General features: G+C 69.8%; 39 protein-coding genes. 18 read left to right on the top strand and 21 right to left on the bottom strand.

What is annotated here, in order from left to right:
- Nucleotides 1–28: 28 nt before the first annotated feature.
- From ACPC54_RS23855 to ACPC54_RS23785, 15 genes are all read left to right on the top strand, one after another.
- Nucleotides 29–268: a hypothetical protein gene (locus tag ACPC54_RS23855; protein ID WP_498967484.1), complete on the top strand. Its 240-nt coding sequence runs from the start codon at nucleotides 29–31 to the stop codon at nucleotides 266–268.
- Between the two features lie 50 nt (nucleotides 269–318).
- Complete coding sequence (locus ACPC54_RS23850) at nucleotides 319–657, top strand: hypothetical protein (protein WP_498967483.1); 339 nt, start codon at nucleotides 319–321, stop codon at nucleotides 655–657.
- A 73-nt stretch (nucleotides 658–730) separates the two neighbouring features.
- Complete coding sequence (locus ACPC54_RS23845) at nucleotides 731–916, top strand: hypothetical protein (RefSeq protein ID WP_498967481.1); 186 nt, start codon at nucleotides 731–733, stop codon at nucleotides 914–916.
- 48 nt (nucleotides 917–964) lie between these two features.
- Entirely contained in the window at nucleotides 965–1,177 is a 213-nt protein-coding gene (locus tag ACPC54_RS23840; protein ID WP_498967480.1) for a hypothetical protein, read from the top strand.
- Entirely contained in the window at nucleotides 1,174–1,395 is a 222-nt protein-coding gene (locus ACPC54_RS23835; RefSeq protein WP_498967478.1) for a hypothetical protein, read from the top strand. The genes ACPC54_RS23840 and ACPC54_RS23835 overlap by 4 nt, the downstream gene beginning before the upstream one ends.
- Nucleotides 1,392–1,679 carry a hypothetical protein gene (locus tag ACPC54_RS23830; protein WP_498967476.1) on the top strand — a complete coding sequence of 96 codons (288 nt, stop codon included), beginning with the start codon at nucleotides 1,392–1,394 and terminating at the stop codon, nucleotides 1,677–1,679. Before ACPC54_RS23835 ends, ACPC54_RS23830 begins: the two co-directional genes overlap by 4 nt.
- On the top strand, nucleotides 1,676–1,948 hold the full coding sequence (locus ACPC54_RS23825; protein WP_498967475.1) for a hypothetical protein: 273 nt from the start codon (nucleotides 1,676–1,678) through the stop codon (nucleotides 1,946–1,948). The genes ACPC54_RS23830 and ACPC54_RS23825 overlap by 4 nt, the downstream gene beginning before the upstream one ends.
- Nucleotides 1,949–2,068: 120 nt before the next feature.
- Nucleotides 2,069–2,248: a hypothetical protein gene (locus ACPC54_RS23820; protein ID WP_498967474.1), complete on the top strand. Its 180-nt coding sequence runs from the start codon at nucleotides 2,069–2,071 to the stop codon at nucleotides 2,246–2,248.
- The gene (locus ACPC54_RS23815) at nucleotides 2,245–2,844 is read left to right on the top strand and encodes a hypothetical protein (RefSeq protein ID WP_498967473.1); all 600 of its coding nucleotides are present in this window, start codon (nucleotides 2,245–2,247) and stop codon (nucleotides 2,842–2,844) included. The genes ACPC54_RS23820 and ACPC54_RS23815 overlap by 4 nt, the downstream gene beginning before the upstream one ends.
- A gap of 64 nt (nucleotides 2,845–2,908) precedes the next feature.
- Entirely contained in the window at nucleotides 2,909–3,322 is a 414-nt protein-coding gene (locus tag ACPC54_RS23810) for a helix-turn-helix domain-containing protein (protein ID WP_498967471.1), read from the top strand.
- 88 nt (nucleotides 3,323–3,410) lie between these two features.
- Nucleotides 3,411–3,590: a hypothetical protein gene (locus tag ACPC54_RS23805; protein WP_498967470.1), complete on the top strand. Its 180-nt coding sequence runs from the start codon at nucleotides 3,411–3,413 to the stop codon at nucleotides 3,588–3,590.
- Nucleotides 3,587–3,892 carry a response regulator transcription factor gene (locus ACPC54_RS23800; RefSeq protein WP_498967469.1) on the top strand — a complete coding sequence of 102 codons (306 nt, stop codon included), beginning with the start codon at nucleotides 3,587–3,589 and terminating at the stop codon, nucleotides 3,890–3,892. The genes ACPC54_RS23805 and ACPC54_RS23800 overlap by 4 nt, the downstream gene beginning before the upstream one ends.
- A complete protein-coding gene (locus tag ACPC54_RS23795; RefSeq protein ID WP_498967467.1) occupies nucleotides 3,889–4,608 on the top strand; it encodes a WDGH domain-containing protein in 720 nt (239 codons plus the stop codon). The genes ACPC54_RS23800 and ACPC54_RS23795 overlap by 4 nt, the downstream gene beginning before the upstream one ends.
- Nucleotides 4,605–4,844, top strand: a complete 240-nt coding sequence (locus tag ACPC54_RS23790; RefSeq protein WP_498967465.1) for a hypothetical protein — start codon at nucleotides 4,605–4,607, stop codon at nucleotides 4,842–4,844. Before ACPC54_RS23795 ends, ACPC54_RS23790 begins: the two co-directional genes overlap by 4 nt.
- An 89-nt stretch (nucleotides 4,845–4,933) precedes the next feature.
- The gene (locus ACPC54_RS23785; RefSeq protein WP_498967464.1) at nucleotides 4,934–5,131 is read left to right on the top strand and encodes a hypothetical protein; all 198 of its coding nucleotides are present in this window, start codon (nucleotides 4,934–4,936) and stop codon (nucleotides 5,129–5,131) included.
- Between the two features lie 25 nt (nucleotides 5,132–5,156).
- Here ACPC54_RS23785 and ACPC54_RS23780 read toward each other — a convergent pair whose 3' ends face one another.
- Genes ACPC54_RS23780 through ACPC54_RS23770 form a run of 3 tightly spaced genes read right to left on the bottom strand, consistent with a single transcriptional unit; the run spans nucleotide 5,157 to nucleotide 6,286 of the window.
- Nucleotides 5,157–5,495, bottom strand: coding sequence for a hypothetical protein (locus ACPC54_RS23780; RefSeq protein ID WP_498967462.1), 339 nt, complete (start codon nucleotides 5,493–5,495; stop codon nucleotides 5,157–5,159).
- A gap of 26 nt (nucleotides 5,496–5,521) precedes the next feature.
- Nucleotides 5,522–5,770 (bottom strand): hypothetical protein, encoded by a 249-nt coding sequence (locus tag ACPC54_RS23775; RefSeq protein ID WP_498967460.1) that lies wholly within the window; start codon nucleotides 5,768–5,770, stop codon nucleotides 5,522–5,524.
- 42 nt (nucleotides 5,771–5,812) lie between these two features.
- The gene (locus tag ACPC54_RS23770; RefSeq protein ID WP_498967458.1) at nucleotides 5,813–6,286 is read right to left on the bottom strand and encodes a hypothetical protein; all 474 of its coding nucleotides are present in this window, start codon (nucleotides 6,284–6,286) and stop codon (nucleotides 5,813–5,815) included.
- A 145-nt stretch (nucleotides 6,287–6,431) separates the two neighbouring features.
- Here ACPC54_RS23770 and ACPC54_RS23765 point away from each other — a divergent pair, with 145 nt between their 5' ends.
- On the top strand, nucleotides 6,432–6,980 hold the full coding sequence (locus ACPC54_RS23765) for a GIY-YIG nuclease family protein (protein WP_498967456.1): 549 nt from the start codon (nucleotides 6,432–6,434) through the stop codon (nucleotides 6,978–6,980).
- Between the two features lie 276 nt (nucleotides 6,981–7,256).
- On the opposite strand, the gene ACPC54_RS23760 is transcribed toward ACPC54_RS23765, so the two are convergent.
- The 3 genes from ACPC54_RS23760 to ACPC54_RS23750 all read right to left on the bottom strand — a co-directional run bounded on the left by ACPC54_RS23760 (nucleotide 7,257) and on the right by ACPC54_RS23750 (nucleotide 9,254).
- Nucleotides 7,257–7,421 carry a hypothetical protein gene (locus ACPC54_RS23760; protein WP_498967455.1) on the bottom strand — a complete coding sequence of 55 codons (165 nt, stop codon included), beginning with the start codon at nucleotides 7,419–7,421 and terminating at the stop codon, nucleotides 7,257–7,259.
- Nucleotides 7,422–7,534: 113 nt separating this feature from the next.
- A complete protein-coding gene (locus ACPC54_RS23755) occupies nucleotides 7,535–7,843 on the bottom strand; it encodes a DUF6087 family protein (protein ID WP_498967453.1) in 309 nt (102 codons plus the stop codon).
- 184 nt (nucleotides 7,844–8,027) lie between these two features.
- Nucleotides 8,028–9,254 carry a helix-turn-helix transcriptional regulator gene (locus tag ACPC54_RS23750; RefSeq protein ID WP_498967452.1) on the bottom strand — a complete coding sequence of 409 codons (1,227 nt, stop codon included), beginning with the start codon at nucleotides 9,252–9,254 and terminating at the stop codon, nucleotides 8,028–8,030.
- A 525-nt stretch (nucleotides 9,255–9,779) separates the two neighbouring features.
- On the opposite strand from ACPC54_RS23750, the gene ACPC54_RS23745 reads away from it, so the two are divergent.
- Complete coding sequence (locus tag ACPC54_RS23745; protein ID WP_498967451.1) at nucleotides 9,780–9,959, top strand: hypothetical protein; 180 nt, start codon at nucleotides 9,780–9,782, stop codon at nucleotides 9,957–9,959.
- 118 nt (nucleotides 9,960–10,077) lie between these two features.
- Here the strand turns inward: ACPC54_RS23745 and ACPC54_RS23740 are convergent, their stop codons facing one another.
- On the bottom strand, nucleotides 10,078–10,929 hold the full coding sequence (locus ACPC54_RS23740) for a sugar phosphate nucleotidyltransferase (RefSeq protein WP_498967450.1): 852 nt from the start codon (nucleotides 10,927–10,929) through the stop codon (nucleotides 10,078–10,080).
- Between the two features lie 42 nt (nucleotides 10,930–10,971).
- Here ACPC54_RS23740 and rfbD point away from each other — a divergent pair, with 42 nt between their 5' ends.
- Nucleotides 10,972–11,856, top strand: coding sequence for a dTDP-4-dehydrorhamnose reductase (gene rfbD / locus ACPC54_RS23735; protein WP_498967448.1), 885 nt, complete (start codon nucleotides 10,972–10,974; stop codon nucleotides 11,854–11,856).
- A gap of 82 nt (nucleotides 11,857–11,938) precedes the next feature.
- Here the strand turns inward: rfbD and ACPC54_RS23730 are convergent, their stop codons facing one another.
- The 14 genes from ACPC54_RS23730 to ACPC54_RS23665 all read right to left on the bottom strand — a co-directional run bounded on the left by ACPC54_RS23730 (nucleotide 11,939) and on the right by ACPC54_RS23665 (nucleotide 18,558).
- Nucleotides 11,939–12,829, bottom strand: a complete 891-nt coding sequence (locus tag ACPC54_RS23730; RefSeq protein WP_498967447.1) for a hypothetical protein — start codon at nucleotides 12,827–12,829, stop codon at nucleotides 11,939–11,941.
- On the bottom strand, nucleotides 12,826–13,110 hold the full coding sequence (locus ACPC54_RS23725; RefSeq protein WP_498967445.1) for a hypothetical protein: 285 nt from the start codon (nucleotides 13,108–13,110) through the stop codon (nucleotides 12,826–12,828). The genes ACPC54_RS23730 and ACPC54_RS23725 overlap by 4 nt, the downstream gene beginning before the upstream one ends.
- The gene (locus ACPC54_RS23720; RefSeq protein ID WP_498967443.1) at nucleotides 13,107–13,394 is read right to left on the bottom strand and encodes a hypothetical protein; all 288 of its coding nucleotides are present in this window, start codon (nucleotides 13,392–13,394) and stop codon (nucleotides 13,107–13,109) included. Before ACPC54_RS23720 ends, ACPC54_RS23725 begins: the two co-directional genes overlap by 4 nt.
- A gap of 19 nt (nucleotides 13,395–13,413) precedes the next feature.
- The gene (locus ACPC54_RS23715) at nucleotides 13,414–13,671 is read right to left on the bottom strand and encodes a hypothetical protein (protein WP_498967441.1); all 258 of its coding nucleotides are present in this window, start codon (nucleotides 13,669–13,671) and stop codon (nucleotides 13,414–13,416) included.
- Between the two features lie 3 nt (nucleotides 13,672–13,674).
- Nucleotides 13,675–14,238 carry a hypothetical protein gene (locus ACPC54_RS23710; protein WP_498967439.1) on the bottom strand — a complete coding sequence of 188 codons (564 nt, stop codon included), beginning with the start codon at nucleotides 14,236–14,238 and terminating at the stop codon, nucleotides 13,675–13,677.
- Nucleotides 14,235–14,441, bottom strand: a complete 207-nt coding sequence (locus ACPC54_RS23705) for a hypothetical protein (RefSeq protein ID WP_498967438.1) — start codon at nucleotides 14,439–14,441, stop codon at nucleotides 14,235–14,237. Before ACPC54_RS23705 ends, ACPC54_RS23710 begins: the two co-directional genes overlap by 4 nt.
- Complete coding sequence (locus tag ACPC54_RS23700; RefSeq protein WP_498967437.1) at nucleotides 14,438–14,605, bottom strand: hypothetical protein; 168 nt, start codon at nucleotides 14,603–14,605, stop codon at nucleotides 14,438–14,440. Before ACPC54_RS23700 ends, ACPC54_RS23705 begins: the two co-directional genes overlap by 4 nt.
- A 3-nt stretch (nucleotides 14,606–14,608) precedes the next feature.
- The gene (locus ACPC54_RS23695; RefSeq protein ID WP_498967436.1) at nucleotides 14,609–14,890 is read right to left on the bottom strand and encodes a hypothetical protein; all 282 of its coding nucleotides are present in this window, start codon (nucleotides 14,888–14,890) and stop codon (nucleotides 14,609–14,611) included.
- Nucleotides 14,890–15,288, bottom strand: a complete 399-nt coding sequence (locus tag ACPC54_RS23690; protein ID WP_498967435.1) for a DUF4326 domain-containing protein — start codon at nucleotides 15,286–15,288, stop codon at nucleotides 14,890–14,892. The genes ACPC54_RS23695 and ACPC54_RS23690 overlap by 1 nt, the downstream gene beginning before the upstream one ends.
- A 94-nt stretch (nucleotides 15,289–15,382) precedes the next feature.
- Nucleotides 15,383–16,759 (bottom strand): replicative DNA helicase, encoded by a 1,377-nt coding sequence (dnaB, locus tag ACPC54_RS23685; RefSeq protein ID WP_498967579.1) that lies wholly within the window; start codon nucleotides 16,757–16,759, stop codon nucleotides 15,383–15,385.
- 21 nt (nucleotides 16,760–16,780) lie between these two features.
- Nucleotides 16,781–17,719, bottom strand: a complete 939-nt coding sequence (locus ACPC54_RS23680; protein ID WP_498967434.1) for a hypothetical protein — start codon at nucleotides 17,717–17,719, stop codon at nucleotides 16,781–16,783.
- A gap of 92 nt (nucleotides 17,720–17,811) precedes the next feature.
- Entirely contained in the window at nucleotides 17,812–18,009 is a 198-nt protein-coding gene (locus ACPC54_RS23675) for a hypothetical protein (protein WP_498967433.1), read from the bottom strand.
- Entirely contained in the window at nucleotides 18,006–18,209 is a 204-nt protein-coding gene (locus tag ACPC54_RS23670; protein ID WP_498967431.1) for a hypothetical protein, read from the bottom strand. The genes ACPC54_RS23675 and ACPC54_RS23670 overlap by 4 nt, the downstream gene beginning before the upstream one ends.
- Before the next feature lie 115 nt (nucleotides 18,210–18,324).
- The gene (locus tag ACPC54_RS23665) at nucleotides 18,325–18,558 is read right to left on the bottom strand and encodes a helix-turn-helix domain-containing protein (RefSeq protein ID WP_498967430.1); all 234 of its coding nucleotides are present in this window, start codon (nucleotides 18,556–18,558) and stop codon (nucleotides 18,325–18,327) included.
- Nucleotides 18,559–18,713 lie beyond the last annotated feature (155 nt).

Here is an 18,713-nt window from a genome sequence, read left to right as displayed (position 1 = left end):
GAACACCGCCCGCGCTGAGGAGAACTACGTGACCGCCACCCAGATCCTCGCCTTCGGCACCGCCTACATCTGCACCCCCGGCCCGCACGACGGCTGGGACCACGACATCCAGGACGACCTCGGCCTGCGCGACTACTGGCACCGCCGCGTGATGGACTCCGCGGCCGGCACCGAGGAGCACCGCTACGCCCTCTACATGCGGCGCGGCGTCGAGATCCGCATCGGCACGCGCCTCGGCCTCGACTACCGAACCCGCGGCCAGCACTGACCGCTGTCGAGTTGTTCACCCGCCTCGCCCTCGCCGCCTAGGAGCCTGCGATGACCGACGACGAACTCCGCGCCGCATTCGAGAACGTCACCACGGACGACGAAGCCCGCACGGTGGTCGAGCGGATCCTGGCCGACCAGCGACGGGAGCAGGAGGAGCGTAGCGCCGCCTCCCTGGCCAGCGAGGTCCACATCCGCAGGCGCATCGCCCGGAAGCGCGGCAACACCTTCTACCGGGTGAAGTACAGCGCCAGCGAGAACGGCTCTCAGACGCTGTGCGGTGCCCTGACCGGCAATGACCGGACTTGGGCGGAGACCCGGTTCGCGAAGCACCTCGCGGACGTCACCTGCGAGGCCTGCAAGCAACTGCGTGCGGCCCTTCAGGCCTGACCGCACAGCGCCCCATAACTGGCCCGGCGGCCGAACCCAACAGCCGCCCACTCTCACCGCTTAGGAGCTTGACATGCCGCCGATCGTCACCAGCCTCGCCACCCAGCCCCCGCACGACCTGCCGATCTGGGCCCGACTCGCGCTGATCGCCATCTGCGTCCCGTTCTCGTCCGTCACGCACTGGCAGGCCGAGGGGCCGAACGTGATCGTCGCGCACCGCCGCACCGGAATGGTCCTGCTGCGCCGCAACACCCACTGATGCGCTCAACTATCAAGCCCCAACTTCCCCCCCCCTGAGGAGAGCGCCGTGCCCCGTCCCCTGCGCCACCTCGACTTCCGCATCACCCTCGCCTGCGGCTGCACCATCCGAGGGCGCACGCCGCCCCTCGGCCGGCGTGTCCGGTACGGCTGCAACACCGGCCTCCGCCACGGCCACAGCCTCGCCTGGACCAGTTGGACCAACACCACGACTGGCGACACCGGCACGAACACCATCACCGAGGAGACCGACGCCCGATGACCCCCGCCACCTTCACCCACCAGTGCGAGAACGACCTCCGCGAACGCTGGGCCAGGGTCTGCGGCGACCAGCCCACCGAAATCACCGTCAGCACCGAGCCCCCGCTCGTCGCCGGCCCCTACACCAACGACGGCCTCCGGTGCCCCCACGGCATCACCTACTGGATCGAGCCGACCAGCGAGCAGATCGCCAAGTGGGCCCGCGACGGCGTCGAGTGACCGCCGCCCCGCCGGACCAGTGCCCGCGCTGCCGCTGCTCGGACTGCAGCGGCACGCTGACCGACCACACCGAGACCGGATGCCGCTGCGAGGACTGCGCCGCCTACCCGGACTACGCGTGCACCGCGTTCCTCCCGCCGGAGCGAATCGCCCACCTCGCCGAATACCTCGGCCCCCTGCTGTCCGTGCACCTCGGTCCCCGGCAGCAGCGCCGCTGCCTCGCCGTCGCCCACGCCGCACACCACGCCCTGCACGACTACGACCACCCCGAGGACGCCCGATGAACCAGCCCCTCGACCTCGACGCCATCCAGGCTCAGCTCAACCAGCCGCGGTGGACCCCCACCCACACTGTCGTCGACCAACTGCTCGCCGAGGCCCGCCGGCTGGAGGCCGAGGTCGAGCGGTTGAGCGTCACCCGCGCCGAGGTCCGGTCCGCGATTGCCCTCGACCTCATGGAGCTCCACGACGACCCGGCCACCCCCGAGCGCTACCGTGCCGGACTCCGCTCGGCCGCCCGCCGCATCCCGATCGCCCAGGACGGCGGCTACTAGCCCCCAGCGGCCCCACGCGGCCCGCCTGACGCGCGAACAGCCCCACACCGGACCACCAGGGCCGGACGGCACCCGACCGCCCGTCCACGCCCCCGCGCACCCCCACTACGGAGACTCGCCATGGCCACCCCGCCCAGCAGCACCGTCCTCGACACCCACCAGCTCGAATGGGACCCGCCCGCCGCTATCACCGCCGTTACCCGCTGGACCTGCACCGCCTGCGACGAGGCCGTCCTCGACAACCGCGGCTACCTGTACGGCGGCGCCACCGAGAGGCCGTGCGCTGGCGGTGCCCGGTGACCGACACCCCGCCGCCCGCAGGCCTCCGCGACCGCATCGACGCGGCCATCCGACCCGCCATGCTCATCGGCCTCCAGGACGCCGAACTGCACGACGAGCCCGGTCGCGAGCGCATCGGCGAGTGGGCCGACTCCATCACCGAGTGGGTGCTCGCCGTCGTGCAGCTCGAGGTCGACCAGCACCGGACCGCCCTCGTCAACCTCAGCACCGAGCTGGGCACCATCACCGCCGTCGCCCGGTCCAACGCCGAGTGCTACCGGACCGCCGTCGAGGAGGGCGAACGCCTCCGCGCCGAGCTCGCCACCGTACGGCAGCTCCACCAGCCGCGCGACCACGGCGGACAGCAGATCTGCACCGAGTGCAGCCACATTGGCCACATCACCCGCCCCTGGCCCTGCCGCACCGCCGCCGCCTTCGCCACGACCACCAACGACCCGCTCGTCGTCCGCTGGGACCGCACCGTCATCCCCAGCACCCCCGGCGACGACACCATCGTCTGCTGCCTCACCGGCGACGGCCGGCCCGTCGCCCTGCTGCTCGACGACGAGCACCGCGAAGCCCTCGGCCTCCAGCTCGTCGACCCCGAGGGCTGCTGACGCCCCGCTGACGCCCGTCAACGCCGCCCGCACCCGCGGGCGGCCCTAACCCAAGGAGACCACCGTGACCCGCCCCCTCACCCCGCACGAAGCCGACGTCCTCCGCTACACCGCCCAGGGCTGCACCCCGTGGTCGATTGCCCAAGCCCTCGGCACCGACCAGGCCGACGTCCGCAACACCATCGCCCGCGCATGCCGGGCGCTCGGTGCCCGCACCCGTGACGAGGCCATCCAACTCGCCAACCAGCCCACCCAGCCCCGCCTCTTCCACCTCCAGCGCGACACCGACATCACCGGCATCTCCGGCACCGGCATCATCGCCCACGGCGTCCAGTGGCCGGACGGCACCGTCACCATCCGCTGGACCGGCGACCGCCCCTCCACCGTCAACTGGGCCAGCATCGCGGACGCGATCCACATCCACGGCCACGGCGGCCACACCCGCATCGTCTGGGCCGACGCCCCGCGCACCGCGTGACCGTCAGCCCGTGGCTCGTCCTGGCCGGCGCCCTCGCAGGCGCCGGCCTCACAGCCACCCTCCTCGCACTCCACCCCCGGAGACGCACATGACCGCCTGGATCGTCCTAGCCACCTGCGGGCCCGGCTCGATCGTCAGCATCCTCTGGATCGCAGCCACCACCCAGAACCCCACCCGGGCCCTGATCTACGTGCCGCCGCCTATCACCGACGAGTACCTGGATCAGCAGATCGCCCTCCTCGAACAGCAATGGGAGCGCCAGAGATGAGCCGAAGCGGACCCCCCGGAGCCCTCCTCAACACCGCCGAGATCGCTGTCCTCGAACTCGTCGCTGAGGGCTACACCACCGACCGGATCGCCAGACGCCTCGGCATCGGCCGTGAGGCCGTGCTCCACCGTGTCACCAGTGCCCGGCGCAAGCTCGGCGCTCGCGACCGCACCAACACGGTTGTCCTGGCCTATCGCACCGGCCAACTCGGCCTCGCGGCCGGCGCCGATCGACTCGCCGCGGCGCAGGCCCTCGTCCGGCAGCTCCACACCATCCTCGACCAGCCTCGGAGGGCAGCGTGACCAGCGCCTACCAGCAGCAGCTTGCCCAGCAACTCCGCGCCGCCGAGGACGAACTCGGCCGGCTTCGCAGGCTTCTCGCCCTGCTCATAACGGAACGCGACAGTGCCCAGCAGGCGGTGTCTCTCTGGTTCGGCACCGCAGTCGAAGCTGGCAAGAAGCACCAGTACGCCAAAGCCGCCTGGCAATCCACGATCGTCGAGGCCCGCCGACAGGCCGCCCGCGCTGCACGAGTGGCGGAGGATGGCAACACGGAGACCCTCAAGGCCTACGCCCAACTTCGCACCGCCAACGCAGAGCGTGATGGCGCTTACCGCGAACGCGCTCACCTCACCGCGTGGCTCGCCACCATCCACCCCGCTGTCATCGCCCCGGCCGCCGACGTCGAGGAGCTTGGCTGGCAGATCCTGTACATCACCGCCGGCGGGCGGCAGTTGTCCTGGCACATCCACCCCCGCGACGCCGACCTCTACCGGCACGTCGAACGCGTCACCTCCGACGACCCGCGCGCCCAGTGGGACGGCCACACCACCGAGCAGAAGTACGCTGCAATCAGTGAGATGTCGTCTGGCCGGTTGGCCGGGGCGGCCACAGCAGAGGCTCGCATAGCCGCGGTTCGGGCGCTCGCCGCGGACATGCGCACTTGGTGCTCTCCACACGGAATCGCCGTCCACTACGCCGACCACATCGACGAGGTCCTCGACCGGACCGCGCCGTGACCTGCCCCGACGACGAGTGGGACGGCTGGGAGCAAGAGGAACTGCTCGCCGACCTCGACCTCGACGCCTGGGAACCCCTCCCGCCGGCCCGACCCATCCGCGACGTCATCCGTGGCCTCGCCGACTACCAGCCCCGTAACGTTTCGGGGCATGGGGGAGAACAGCATGAACAGCAACGTGGTGACGTGGCTGCGGGCCGCCGCTCCCCACCGCAACGTCCCGACACTCTCGCGTGACGGCGTGGATAGTTCCAACCGGACGGGCCATTTTCCAGTGACTCTCCTGGGCTCTGGCCGGGCATTTCCGGTGCCGCTACAAAGGACCCATGAGCAACCCCGAGTACGTCCCGGTTAGTGCCGCACACCTCCGCAACTTCTTCGATGAGGACGGCAAGCCCCTCGGCGGCAGGAGCAAGTGTCCGACGTGCGGCCGGACCAACCTGTTCCAGCTGGACTTCTCGAACGGTCAGGTTATGCGGTTCTCCAGCCCCTGCCATGCGTTCGAGGTGCCGACGCCTCGCTGACCGCACCCTGCCCGCTGCGCCCGGCCTACTGGTCGGGCGCTTTTCTGTGTTCAACAGGCTGGTCGTCGCCGCGGAGGTTGGCGAGGGCGTCGGCGATGAGCCAGGCGAGGGGTTCGGCGTCTGCGATCGGCTGGTGGCCGACGATTTCTCCGTTGATGATCCACTTCAAGAAGACGCCAGCCCGAGGCTTCGCGGACTGGGACAGGCCGGCGTAGACCCAGCCCTGCTCTCCGCGTGCTTCGGTCTCCAGGTTCAGCGGGACGGCCCTGGAGCGGTGGACACCGCCACGGGCGCCGAGGCTGGCCTGCTGGTCGGGGACGGTGCAGCAGTTGGGGTCGCACCAGGTGGGGTGGAGCGTGTTCACGCTGCCCACCGTAGAGGATGCCGTCGTCAGAGGCTCGGCCATGGCGTGCTCGGCCCGTTCGCCGACCGGCCGTCGATCATGCGGTCTTCGAGGGTGATGACGACGTGGTTGCCATCCGAGCCGTCGAGGTCCCAGTACACCGATGCGACGGTGTGCTCCTCGTGGGTGCCGTCCGGGTCGGGCTGCCAGCCGATGTGGTCGCCGACGCGAGGGACGGCAGGCATGGCGCGGGTGCGTTCGCGGTCGTCAGGGAGCACGAACAGGATGTTGATCACCTGCTTGTCCGATCTGGTTGCAGGTCCGGGGGCAGGCGTGGGCTACCGCATCATGCGCAGGGCGATCGGCCGGGACACGGCGGGATACACGAAGTCCGCGAGCCAGTTCGCCGAGTAGTTGTCCGCCGCGCGCGCCGCTCGGAGAGAGTCCTCCAGCCCCTGGTCGGCAAGCAGGTTGAGCAGGCTCACGTACAGCTTCCGCTCGCGGGCGACTTCCAATGCACCCAGCTCGACGGCGGGTTCATCGAGTTGGTTGCACGTGATGACCGCAGCAACGTTCGACGGGCTGGCGAGCGCGTCCGGGTCGTCCGCGAAGGCGACGCACACTCGAAGCAGGGGGTTGCCGTACTCGTCGGTGATGTTCTCGTCGCCGTTGTCGGTGATCCAGAGGAAGAGGACTTCGCGGCCGTAGGCGGCGGCGGTGCCCTCGTACTCCTCGGGATCGCCCACGATGACAGGCTGCCAGGCGGGGAAGTCGGAGGTCTCGGTGGTTTCGATGCTGTGCAGGTAACGCATGATCTCCCCTGGTTGACACCGGTAAAGCCGTTGACCACACGATAGTAGTCAACGGCTTTACCGGTCAAGGTGTTGACCGGCATTGCGCGCATGTGGTCGGCCTGCTTCGTCAACGACTGTCATTGCGCCCTGTCATGCTGCGCCCATGAACCCCGCCGAGATCGGCAGCAACGGCCCCGGCCCGTGCCGCGACTGCGGCCAGTACTGGCCCGGCTTGTGGCCCCGCGGCCGCTGCCGGCCCTGCTGGGACGTGCAGCTGGAGCTGCGCCGCCGGCGCGCGCACGCGGGCCCGACCGCCTTGTACCGCTGCTACGACCAGGACGGCTGGCTGCTGTACATCGGTACGAGCCTGGATCCGAAGCGGAGGTTCCGGGAACACGCGAAGTGGTTCGGCTGGTGGCCCGCGGTTGCCCGGATCGAGGTGGAATGGCTGCCGTACGGGTTTCCGGAGTCGATGCGCACTGAGCACGTGGCGATCAGCCGGGAGCGGCCGGCGTGCAACGTGGCTCCGGGGGTTGAGGTGGAGGAGTGCGGGCCGCCGATGGAGGGCGGGACATGGTCCGACCGCGGGGCTCAGTTGCGCGAGTGGCGGCGGTGGTTCGCGGTGTGGCGGGACTGTCAGCTGCAGCCTTCGGAGTTGGCGGCGAGGGACTCTGCCGCGCAACATCTGGACTCTGCCGTTCCGGGCGCGTAGCGTCCTCGCCACGAGGGGGGTCAACCCGGGCACCCAACCCCGCCCGGGCCCTGAAGGCGGTCGTGCCAGACCGCCCGGCCACGCTGCGCCCTGCCGCTTCCCAAGTGCGGCAGGGCGCAGTCGCGTGTGGCGCTGATCTGCGGATTCGCGCGGTTCGCGTCTTGTCTGGGCAGTGGCCTGGGCGTAGAGTCTCGGCCAGCCGGATCCCGGCAATGCCTCCCACAGCACTGTGCCCCACCCCGAGCCGGGGTGGGGCACAGCATCGTTTGCAGCGGGTCAGCAGTGCGGCGGCTCCTCCGGCTTCAGGGGCTCGCCGTCGATCCATGTCGCGTCGAAGCCCAGTTCGTCGACATAGGCCTGCGCTGCGGCCACCTGCTGTTGGACGTTGCCTTCCCGAGAGACCGATCGGTGGCAGTAGATGGCGGGCGAGGTGTCGTCCATGGCGGGCTCCTCCAGGTCGGTGATGTCCAGGGTGTCATTCGTCCGACGCTGAGGCTTCGGTCTGTGCGCCCGGCGGCCAGCGAAGGCGGTCCCGGGCTGCGAAGCCACGCCGGTCACACCTTGCGGTGGCGCCCGGTTCCCCGTCTCAAAAGGGCCACTGGGGTGTCGGCCTGCGGAAAGACGGGCGGCGCCCCGGCCTCGGCGATCAGCCCGTAGGCATCGGCGTAGGTCTCCGTCACGGCGACGGCCCGCCACTCGGATCCGTCCCACTCAACCACCAGCCGTGCAGTGTCCTCGAAGAGGCCTGCGGCGCGCCTGGCCTCGGGGTCGAGGGTGATGGCGTCGCGCGTGCCGGCCGGTCGGTGCGCGCCGGCTCGGCCGACGTACCACTCCGCCACGGATTCATCGTCGGGTCCGAACACCCGTTGTGTCCTCTCGCGAGACGAAGGTCTGGTGCGAGGTTAGACGATCCCGAGGACCGCGCACTGCTGCTTGCTCTGGATCAGTTCGCCGGAAGCGGTGAGGTCGAGGGCGTCGAGGAAGCCGAACAGGGCGGCGCGGGTGTCGGCCACGAGGTCGGCGGCGGGCCGGGCCGACGAGACTGGGTCAGCACCCGGCCAGAGCCCCGCCAAGGACTTCGTGCGCCCGGCCGGTGAGCTTCTCGTGCAGCAGGCTGGCGCGGGACCGGATGAGCCCTTCCCGGTATACGCTCGGCAGCCTCTGCCACACGCCGACTGCCATCTCGGCCGCGCCCGTGTGGTCGCCGTCGACGCGGAGACACGCCGCGGTGTCCATGGCGACCAGCGCCCGTGTCATCACGGACGGCGAGTCGGTCAGTCGCAGCGCTTCCTCCTGGGCGGCGTGGGCGTTGCTGGTGTCGCCGAGCAGGGTGTAGGCCTGTGAGAGGTGGACGGCGTGCTTCTGCTCGGGGTATCCGAACCACGTGTCGGCGGATTCGGCGGCGGGCAGCTGCTCGACGAGGGTGCGGACGTCGTCGAGGGCCCGTGCTGCGCCTTCTCGGTCGCCGGATGCTGCTCGGGCGCGGGCGGTGACGGCTGCGGCGAGTGCGCCGGCTGCACTCGGGGTCGTGCCGGCCTCGGCCCGCGCCTGTTCGGCGATGCGGGCGGCCATACTGCTTGCCCCGTAGTTGAGGGGCACCATGGCGTGCCGGGCGAGGACCCAGGCGAGCATGCGCTGGTCCCCGGACTCGCGTGCCGCACGGGCGGCGGTGGCGAACCAGTTGTGCGCGTCGCGTTGGTCGCCGCGGTCGTGCTGGACGATGGCGACCAGGCCGGTGATGCCGGCGGCGGTGCGGGCCAGGTCGGCTCGGGTGCGCGCGGGGTGGGGGCGGCCGAGGGTGTCCTGGAGGAGGGCGAGGTCGGACATCATTTCGCCGAGGAGCTGGTCGGGCGATCGTCCCCGGTAGCCGCCGCGGTGGCGTTCGAAGGCGCCTTCGAGGTAGGCGAGGTCGCCGTCTTCGGTCGGCGTGAGCGCCGATGCGATTCCTTCGCGTGCCTGGGCGATTCCGGGCAGTACGACGATGCCGGCCGCGGCACCCGCGGCTGTGCCGATGAACTTGCGTCGGTCCACCGTGTCCTCCTCGGGCAGCGGGGGCGTTGTGTTGACCGTAGCGGACCCGAGGAGGTCTGCAAGGTCCGGCAGCGTTACGTGTAACAGCTGTGCGAGTTTGGGACGTTGGTATGGGGAGGGGTTCGCCTTGCTTGCTTCCCACCGTGCCACAGTGGACGTGGCTACGCCCATTGCGCAGGCGAGTCCTTCCTGGGTGTAGCCCAGATCCACGCGTCGCTGAGCTAGCCGGTCCCGCTTGGGCATGGTTGCCTCCGGTCTGCCGCAGATGGCGTTTCCCCAGGTCAGGTGCCGGAGTGAGCGGAGGATGCCCAGGGATTGCCTGAATGCTGCTCTGGAAGAAGGTAGCTGACGGTGGGTTACTGGTCACGCTGCTTCGCAGGGAATGGCTCGACGATTCGGGCCTGGGCCCTTCGGAGCGGCGCACGGTGGCGCCCCTCCCTTGCGGGGGGCGCCCCGAGTCGCCCTTCCCCAGAACAGGAGCGCCCTTGTGACGATTGAGCGGACGCGCGCCTCGACCGAGCTGGCGCAGATCGACCCCGGCGGTGGGCGCCGGCCGCCGCGCCAGGTCTCCGAGGATGGCGCGGCGGCGACTCGGGCCCGGATGATCCAGGACGAGCACCGCAGTGAGGACGGCCTGTGCGTGCGCTGCGCCACGCCGTGGCCTTGCGCCATCGGTGCTGCGGCACGGTACGGGAGTGTCTCGTGAACTACGTCGTCGCCCCGGAATCGCAGCCGGCGGTACATGGGTCTGCGGATGCGGGGTGTGCCGTGACCGGACAGCGCCGCGGCCCGCATCACAACCCTGTCCACGACGCGGTCAAGGCCCTCTTCGTGTTCGGGCACCTCGCGGTGATCGGCCTGCTCGGCGTCACCGTGTACGACCAGGAGACCTCGCACAGCGCCTACGCGGCCACCGACTCCGACAGCGGCCCGCCCAACTCCACCTGAGCCTCCTCTGACCCGGAGCACCTCCGGCTCCGGGCGGGCGGCCCCAGGAGCGCCGGCCGCAGACGACACCGGTCGAGAGCACGGGTTCCGGCACGGCTGCCCGGGCCGGACCGCGGCGTTAGCGGGTGCTTTCCAGCGCCGAGTTGAGGGGGCGGAGCTGGCCGGGGCCGTTGTCGAGGAGTGCGATCAGGTAGTCGCCGTAGCCGCTCTTGCGCAGCGGCTCGGCGAGCGCGCGCAACTGCGCGTCGTCGATGAACCCGGCTCGCCAGGCGGCCTCCTCGACGCATCCGATCTTGATGCCCTGACGGTCTTCGATCGTCCGAACCCAGACGCTTGCCCTATCAAGATCCTCGGCCGTGTGGACGGACAACCAAGCGGTTCCCGCGTACAGGAGGATCTCGGCGAGCTGTCCGGCCCTTGTGTAGTGCGCGCTGACGCGATGCAGGCCCGTCGCGGAGCGCGGGGAGGGGATCAGGGAACGCGCGATGCCGGCGGCCTGGGCGTCGTACAGGTACAGCCCGGCGCACACGGTGTTGCGGTGGCGAGTGGCGACGCGGTGCGTGTAGATCTTCGCGCCCGTGGGGTCGGCGGCAAAGTCGGCGATGAGGGAAGAGACGGACACGAAGTCCTCGCCGTGGAAGATGCCATCCCCGGCGACGAGAGCTACGGGTGCGTCGTCGATGAAGTCCAGGCCGGTGCCGATGGCTTGGTCAACATCGCCGGGGTCGGGCTGGGCCGCGTATGCGAGCCGCATGCCGATCTGGTGCCCGTCACCAAGGGACCGTTGCACGTGCGGCAGATCCTCAGGGGCTGTGACGACCAGGACCTCCCGGATGCCGGCCTGGATAAGACCGGCCAACGGGTAGTGGAACATCGGCTTGTCGTAGACCGGGAGGAGCTGCTTCGAGACAGCCCGGGTGAGGGACCCCAGGGCCTCAGCGGGGCCGCCGGTGAGGATGATTCCGCGCATGAGATCAGCGTAATGCCTTCAGTCCAAGGGAGTTGACGACGCGTGAAATGGCTTGTCACGGGTGCGGGGGGCCTGCTCGGCCAGGAGGTCGAAAAGGCTCTCGAACACGAGGAGGCCAGTGCGATGGACCACGGGGCGCTGGACATCACCGATCCCGTCGCGGTGATGAGGGCCGTGGAAGGTCACCAGGCCGTGATCAACTGCGCCGGGTACACAAAGGTCGACGCGGCCGAGGTCCACGAAGACGAGGCGACGGCGGTCAACGGCTCCGGAGTGTTGAACCTGGCGCGAGCCTGCGCGTGCACCGGGGCGCGGCTCATCCACGTCAGCACCGACTACGTGTTCGACGGTCGGGCGCACACCCCTTACCAGGAGAACGCTGCACCCAAACCGCTGAGCGTGTACGGACGCACAAAGCTGATCGGCGAATTGGCGGTGCAGCAGGTACTGCCGCACACCGGGTACGTGGTGCGCACGGCATGGCTGTACGGGGCCACCGGGCCGAACTTCGTGGCGACGATGCTGCGCCTGGCCGGTGAGCGCGAGACGGTGAGCGTCGTGGCTGACCAGTTCGGGCAGCCCACGTGGGCACGCGATCTGGCCCGGCAGCTGGTGGCACTGGGGCGCTGCGAGGACGCGCCGGCGGGGATCTACCACGGCACGTCCTCCGGCGTGACGAGTTGGTACGGACTGGCGCAGGAGACGTTCCGCTTGTGCGGGCTCGACCCTCGGCGAGTGCGGCCGATCCATACCTCGCAGTATCCACTTCCGGCGCCGCGTCCGGCGTTCGGCGTGCTGGGTCACGAGCGGTGGAGGGTGACAGGGATCGGGCGGCTCGGGCCGTGGCATTCTCGTCTCGCGCTGGCGCTGAGGGAGCCGGGAGGCCTTTCACCGGCTGGTTGGCAGGTTGCGCCCGGCACGACTTGATAGGCGCGAGGCGCCGGCCAGCCGGCCATTGACGATGCGGTGGAGGAGTCGGGTGCCCCCCGCCACTGGTCGTGGTCGGTGTTCACTGCTGCTCCTGGGTTCCGATGTGCTCGACGCCTGGCACCATCCCAGCACTGGCGGAGGACACCGCGGTGGGCGCCCAGCCGGCCTTGATGAACTGGGCGGCGACATGGCCGGGTACCCAGTCGGTGCCGCGGGCCGGGTCGGACATCCACGTGGCCAGCTCGTCCGCGGTCGCGAACACCGGGCTCTGCGGCGAGCCCTCGGTCACGGTTTCCCACAGTTGCCAGCCGTCGCCCGTGGGTGGTTCCGTCCACTGCCACGCTTCGGCTTCGGCCCGCTGCCCGGGGTAGGCCTCGACCGATCCGTGACCCTGGCAGCTGGCGCACGTGTCGTCGATGCCGTCGCGTTCGCAGCGGGCCTGGATGACGACGCTGGTGTTGATGGAGTCGTGGCCCATGCCTTGGAGGGACCATTCGTTGACCTGGGCGGCGGTCAGGGCGACGGGTGGTTCGATGGGTTGCCAGCCGTGTTCGCGGCTCCACATGTGGGTGAGCTTCTTGAGCCGGCTGGCCGCGACGAGGGCGTCGACGTCCTGCTGGCTGAGGTGGTGGCTCCACTGGCGGTTGAACAATGCGGCGAGACGCTGTGCCTCGCGGACGGTCGCGATCTCGCCGGTTCCGTAGTAGTCCGGTGCCTGGCTGATGTTGCGTTCGGCGAAGGCACGGACGGCCGGGGTGTCGTGGCGCAGCGGCGTGGAACCGGTGTCTTCCGGGTTGAACGGCGCCTTGCCGTACCACTGGTCGTGGAGGTGTTGGGCGTGCTTCGAGTAGCCGTTGCGGCAGTCGGGGCACTTGTGGCCGTGAAGGCTGTCGGGCATGAGGTAGCCGTGCCAGACCTGGCCGGTCGGCCAGGTGAAGTCGAACGGGACTCGGCGAACTTCGCGGCTCACTGGTGCTCCTCACGGTCGATGGTCTGCAGGTTCAGGCGCAGGTCCGGCCTGATGACGATGCTGTGGTCGAGGTTGCCGTCGTCCCATTCCACCTTGATGCCGCCTTCGGGCGTGGGGTAAATCCGTACGGGGCTGGCCCAGATGCTGAGGAAGTTGATCAGCGCTGCGACTCGGGCTGCCACCGCAGGACCGGGCGGGACGCCTTCGCCGTCGAGCCAGCCGGGCTTGAGGGCCATCAGCTCGTCAAGGCGAGCCCAGACCTCCGGGTGAGTGTCGGTCACTGCCTCTCCTTCATGGCTTCCTCGTAGCAGCCGTAGCAGTCGTCGGGGTTGCCGTTCTCGCACACGTGCTGGTCGAGTGGCGTTGCGGTGTCGGCGTCCGCGCCGTCATCCAGCGGCACGGAACCGCCGAAGACCTCGCCGAACTCGCCGCCGCCGAGGAGGAGCTGACGACACGCCGCTCCCGTAAGGGCGGTCGTCCGCCCAAGGCTCAACCCGAGGCGTAGAGCCTCCCCGCCCCGCAGCCGCTGGCCGACGCCGAGCGGTACTTCGTGCTGCCCTGACACGGGACAGCTTGGCCGTCATTCAGCTCTCCTCCAGGGCACGGGCCGCGAGCAGCCGGTCAGCGGCGCGGTTCTGGCCGAACCGGTACCAGTGCTGGTCCGGGCCCGTGGCTGCGGCCGGCGGGAGCGCATGGATCATCTCGGCGCCTTCGACGAGCGTGGCGTCACGGATCTGGGCGGCGTAGGCGTCGAGGAGTTCGGCGGCCTGCTCAGGGAGCATGAAGCTGACGTGGAACGCGCGCTCGATCTGCTCACGTGGGGTGCGCTTCGGGTTGGCCATCAGTCAAACCTCCTTCGAGGCGCGGGCGGCTCCAAGGGCGTCGATGATGCCCCGGAGCCGGCTGATCTCGGCGTCACGGCGGTGCAGGACCTGCAGCTGAAAGTGCAGCTCTCGGTCACGGCTCTCCAGTTCGGCCTGAACCTCGGCGATCACGGCGTCGGCCACGTCGAATTCGGTGCGGCCCATGCCGCCGATCGGCGCGGCGCCGGGGTAGGGCTCCCACGACGGGATCGCCTTCTTGAGGTCGGCGATGATGGCCTGGGCGATGCGGTCGCGGAGGCTGGGCGGGGTGTCGGTCACCGGGTCGCCGCTTCCGATCTGCTCCGGGTACCGGAACTCCTGCGCGTTGGCGGGTGTCGGCTGCCGGCAGTGCTCGTCGTCTCCGCGGTGCGGCCATACCCACACGATCAGGTCGCCGGAGCGCATGTCGGGGTGTGCGGTCCGGAGGAACTGGGCGACCTGGTTGGCGAACTGTTCGGTGGGGCCGTCCCACTGGCGGGAGCCGTAGGAGAGTTGCCGGTCGGGGTTGGTGTTGGCGTGGTGTGCGCGGAAGGCCAGCTGGGTCACTGGGCACCGCCGGCGGTCTCGTTCTGGCGGGTGGCGGCGCGGTCGCGGCGTTCGTAGCGCAGCTCGCGGAGTTCGTCGGCGATCCGGTTGAAGTGGCCCTGGGCGCGTTGGAGGGTGGTGCGGGCGTCCTCGACGTCGACGCGGAGGCGGCGTTCGCGCTCGTCGAGGTCGGTGTCGTCGCCGGGCAGCGGGGTGTTGGTCATCGGGCATCTCCGGTCGTCTCGTACGGGTTGGCGGTCACGGTCACGGTGGCGTGGTAGCCGGCGGCGCCGAGGGCGGTGTCGATGATCTCGGTGATGTGCTCGGCCTCGTCCTCGGTGTCGAGGTTGCCGATCCACACGTCGGCGGTGGCGTAGTGGCTGGACATCGGTCAGTTCTCCTTGGTGGTCGGGGTGCGGATCCAGGTCTCCAGCGCGTCTGCGTAGGCACGCCGGGCCCGGTCCGCGGCCCCCTTCGCCTTCACCTCGGCATCGCGGGCCTCCTCGACCTGCTGGCGCAGGGCGGCGAGGTCGGGCGCGTGGGCATCGACCGCGTCCGCGAAGGCGGGCTGCAGCTCCAGCACCCTGACGAGCTGAACGGGGGTTCGCTTGCGACGGCCGTCGAGGCAGAGGAGCAGGAACTCCCGGGTGCCATCGGATGTGGTCAGGTCCATCAGCCCTCCAGGAACTCAGGCTTGGCACTTCGGTCCACCAGGTCCTCCAACGGCGTCGACCCGTTCGCCACCTCCAGCAGCCAGTCCCCGTGGCACACCGCGCCCGGGCGGCACCAGCACATGAGGTCCCGGCCGGCCAGATCCTCGCGGATGATCCGGAGGAACTCGATGTCGTGGGTGCGGGAATTTCGGAAGCTGGCGACGGCCTGCTCGGCGGTGAGGGGCCCGTGCGGGCGACGGTCGATCCAGCCCCCGGGAAGGACAGTCCAGCCGGTGGTGTCGCCGACGCGCCACGAGTTACCCCAGGCGCTGCCACGGCCGATGTACACGGCGTTCTCGGGAGCACGCCAGCCCTTGGTGCGGAGGCGCTGGATGCGGGCGGGAGCAGGGTCGTTCATGACGAAACCTCCAGGTATGGGATGAATTATCCCAGTTTTTCGAGCGTGCTGGTAGGGATTTGACGTGTCCGGATGCGCTCAACTCGCAGCCTGGTCAGGCACCTTCGCGAGTCATGTCGACGAAGCGCGAGTAGTGGAGCTGCGACGCCACGGTGATCGTGGCGGTCGGCCCGTTCCTGTGCTTGCCTACGATCAGGTCCGCTTCGCCCGCGCGCGGGGACTCCTTCTCGTAGGCGTCCTCGCGGTGCAGCAGGATCACCATGTCGGCGTCCTGCTCGATCGACCCGGACTCGCGCAGGTCCGACACGACGGGCTTCTTGTCCTGCCGCTGCTCCGGGCCGCGGTTCAGCTGGGACAGCGCCACCACCGGCACGTCGAGCTCTTTCGCGAGGGTCTTCAGCCCGCGGGAGATCTCGGAGACTTCGAGCTGCCGGTTCTCGGCCTTCGCGCCGCCGGACTGCATGAGCTGCAGGTAGTCGACGATGACCAGGCCGAGCTTCTGCTTCTGGGCGAGCCGGCGGGCCTTGGTGCGGATGTCCATGCCGGTGAGCTGCGATGAGGCGTCGATGTACAGCGGCGCGTCGGTGATGTTGGGCATCCGGTGGGCGATGCGCGCCCAATCGTCCTCGTCGAGGTTGCCGGAGCGGATGTGGTTGAGCAGCACCTTCGCTTCGGCGGACAGCAGCCGGTCGTGGATCTCGCCTCGGCTCATCTCCAGGCTGAAGATGACCGTGGGCAGGCTGTGGTGGATGGCGGCGTAGCGGGCGAAGTCGAGGGCGAGGGTGGACTTGCCCATGGCGGGCCGGGCGGCGACGACAATCATTTGGCCGCCGCGGAGTCCCCCGGTCAGGGCGTCGAGGTCGGCGTAGCCGGTGGGGACGCCGACGAGCTTGCCCTGGTTGGCCTTGCGGGCCTCGATGTCGTCGAGGTGGCTGCCCATGGTGTCGGCGAGGACGAGCATGTCCTCTTCGGCGTGCTCGTCGGCGACGGCGAAGAGCTCCGTCTGGGCGGCGTCGACGATCTCGCGGACGTCGCCTTCGGCGGCGCGGCCCATGTCGGCGATGCGGGTGCCGGCCTGGACGAGGCGGCGTAGTACGGCCTGCTCGTGGACGATGCTGGCGCAGTACACGGCCTCGGTGGAGACGATCGCGACCTGCAGCAGCGTGTGGAGGTAGGCGGCTCCGCCGACGCGCTGGAGGTCGCCGGTGCGGGTGAGTTCAGCTGTGACTGCGATCGGGTCGGTGGGCTCGCCGCGGGAGTACAGGCGGACGATGGCGAGGTGGATGGTCTCGTGGGCGGGCCGCATGTAGTCGCGGGGCTTGAGGGTCGAGCAGACGTCGCCGACGACGTCTCGGTCGAAGATCATACCGGCGAGGACGGCCTGTTCGGCGTACAGGTTGTCGGGGCCGCCGTCCGGGATGATGTCGGGCTCGTCGGACTGGTCGCTGTGGGCGGGGCGGACGAGGTACATGGCCACGCGGGTCTCCAAGGGTCAGGCGGCGGCGGGGCGTGCGCCGGGGTGGCAGGTCGGGCAGGGCTGGCCGTTGCGGGTGCGCCAGCGGGGGTTGTGGGCGGCGTGCGGGTTCTCGTCGAGGCAGGGCTGGCAGGCCGGGGGAAGGTCGCCACGGCGGCCGTGGACAACCTGGTGCGGGATCAGGTTCGGGATCCGGTCCTTTTCCAGGACCGCGGCGTAGCTCTTGATCCCCTCCGGGTTGGCACACAGCCGGGCCGCGAGCGCATCGTCGAGCGACCAGCCCAACCGGGTGGCAGCCTCCAGGAGCTGCGGGGCAAGCTGCTCGGCATCCTTTGGCCCGAGCATCCACGGAGCCGGCAGCCGCTGAAGAAACAGCAGGGCGCGGTTCAGTTCCGGGCTGCTGCCCGCCTCCTCCTCCGTGCCGTTCGGCGCAACCGGCCGATGCGAGTCGTGTCGCTGCGCCGGGGGGTGGGAGGGGGAGGTGGTGTTCTTCCGGCTGGTCTTCTTTGAATTGGTCTTCTTATGCGGCAGTTCAGCCAACGTAGGCGAAACCACCGCTGGTTCAGCCAACGTAGGCTCAGCCACCGGTGGCTGAGCCACCGCAGGTTCCGACCTGCGGCTTTCCAGCTCCTGGTCGGCCTTGAACGCCTCCGGCTGGTCGGTGATGAAGTACACCGCACTGCCGAGCGTGCCGTTCCCGCGGCGTTCGCGAGTTCGCTGCAGGTACCCGCACTTCTCCAGGTTCCGCAGGGACGTCTTCACTGCGGTGAGGCCATCGGTCGGGGAGCAGGCGGCGATCGACTCCGCGCTGACGCCGAAGCCGTCTCGGTGGGTAGAAATGAGCCCGAAGACGCCCTTGTCGCGGAAGGACAGGCGGTTGTCGCGGAAGAGGGCGTTGCGGATCTGGGTGAACGCGTCGGCGGCCATGGGGCCGCGGCGGATGCGTCCATAGTTCACGGTGCGCTCCGGGATGGAGATGCCACGGAAGTGGGGCGGCGAGTGAAAGGTGGAGGAGGGGCCGCGCCGACACGGCGCGGCCCACTGGCGGCTCAGCGGCCGAGAATCCGGTCGATTGTCTGCTGCGCCATCGCAGCCGGCAGGTCGCCGGTCACCACGTGGTAGCCGGTCTGCGGCTCGTAGCGGGTCTCGACGTTGGTGAATCCGAGCTGGCGGGCGTCGTCGGCGGTCGCAGCGATCCGGGCCGCGGCGCCGTACGTGCTGTCGGGGAGGGCGGCGAGTTCGGTCACCGGGTCACCGCCGCGAAGTCGGGGGTGACGTCGAAGAGGTCGCCGAACACGTCGACGAGGAGCTGCCAGGCGGTGGGCCGGTCGAGCTGGGCCGGGGAGTACGCCGCGACGATGCCCTCGGGGGTGCGGTGGATGCGCAGCGGGCACGCGGCGTCGTCGGGCAGGGCCGGGGCGAGCGCGGCGGGGGTGGGCTTGGGCATGGCAAGGGAAAGTGCCATTATGTATGTGCTCCAAATCTGCGCCTTCGGTTGTCCAGACCTGAGCAGGCGCATTGGTGTTGAGGGCCCGGTGTTGACGCACCGGGCCCTTCCTGTTTCACGCGACGAGAACGGCCTCGGCATCGATCGGGCGAAGCAGCGACTCGACGGTGACGCCGTAGCAGTTCGCGAGTCGCATGATGTTCGTGACCGAGGGCTCGACGCGGCCGTTGACGAGGCGCGAGAGGGTGGCGCGGGCCAGCCCAGAACGCTTCGCGATGCGGTAGTCGGTGGTGTCGCCCGCGCGGGCGGCGGCCTTGCGGAGGCTGTCGGCGTCCAGTCGGTGAGCCATAGGTGCCTTCCAGAGGGGGCGTTTTCCCTGATGCTCGCAGCCTAGCCCACAGGTACCACTTGCGCAACTAATGCCATAGATGAAACTCGCGCTGGCCGCTCCCCGCCGAGATTGCATCCGTGCGAACATTTGCCCAATCGGAACAACCAGCCATG

Source organism: Kitasatospora sp. NPDC094028 (assembly GCF_049543595.1).
In the GTDB taxonomy this organism is placed as follows: Bacteria; Actinomycetota; Actinomycetes; order Streptomycetales; family Streptomycetaceae; genus Kitasatospora.
This window is presented reverse-complemented; position numbering and strand designations above follow the sequence as displayed.